This is a genomic window from Dermacoccus sp. Tok2021 (genome assembly GCF_019895135.1).
GTDB classification, from domain to species: domain Bacteria; phylum Actinomycetota; class Actinomycetes; order Actinomycetales; family Dermatophilaceae; genus Dermacoccus; species Dermacoccus abyssi.
Genome location: NZ_JAGTHU010000048.1, coordinates 1 through 1047 on the forward strand (window position 1 = coordinate 1; position 1047 = coordinate 1047).

The window sequence follows — 1047 nt, forward strand, 5'->3', positions numbered from 1 at the left end:
AGTTGAGTCCCCGATAGTGGTGTAGCGCGGTCGCTGACCTGGTCCCGGTAGTGGACAGGGGTGCGGCCACCGCGTGATCCTTCGAGCGAACCTCTCACAGCACTCTCGAACGGAGTCATCACGATGACCGCACCACACATTGTCGACCCTGCCGGCCTTCTGGGTGAAGCCCTGTCCGAAGCCAGCCCGGACATGATGCGCAGCCTGCTGCAGACCATGATCAACGCGTTGCTTTCCGCGGATGCCGATGCCGTGGTCGGAGCCGAGTACGGACGCCCCAGCGCGACGCGCACGACGCAGCGCAACGGCTACCGCCACCGCGACCTCGATACCCGCGTCGGGACCGTGGACGTCGCGATCCCGAAGCTGCGCAGCGGGACCTACTTCCCCGAGTGGCTCCTTGAACGCCGCAAGCGTGCCGAGTCCGCCCTGATCACGGTGGTCGCGGACTGCTACCTCGCTGGCGTGTCCACTCGCCGCATGGACAAACTCGTGCGTCAGCTGGGGATCGACTCGTTGTCGAAGTCCCAGGTGTCTCGGATGGCGAGTGACCTGGACCAGATCGTCGAGGACTTCCGCCACCGCCCGCTGGCTGAGGTTGGGCCGTTCACGTTCGTGTCCGCGGACGCGCTGACGATGAAGGTCCGTGAGGGTGGACGGGTGATCAACGCCGTCGCGCTGATCGCTGTGGGCGTCAACGGCGACGGGCACCGCGAGGTCTTGGGGCTGCGCGTGGCCACCAGCGAGACAGGGTCGGCGTGGAACGAGTTCTTCGCCGACCTGACCGCACGCGGGCTGACCGGGGTGCGGCTGGTCACCAGTGACGCTCACGCAGGCCTGGTCGAGGCCATCGCGGCCAACCTGCCCGGCGCGGCCTGGCAGCGCTGCCGCACGCACTACGCCGCCAACCTCATGAGCGTGACGCCCAAGAGCATGTGGCCGGCGGTCAAGGCGATGCTGCACTCGGTGTACGACCAGCCCGACTCCGGCGCGGTCCAGGCGCAGTTCGACCGTCTCCTGGACTACGTGCAGGAGAAGCTGCCCGCC

At 67.6% G+C, this 1047-nt stretch carries 1 protein-coding gene; it reads left to right on the top strand.

What is annotated here, in order from left to right; translation table 11 throughout:
- Nucleotides 1–123 precede the first annotated feature (123 nt).
- Nucleotides 124–1047, top strand: a 924-nt coding sequence (locus tag K9D12_RS14720; RefSeq protein WP_223060589.1) for an IS256 family transposase, incomplete at its 3' end; no start/stop codon positions are given.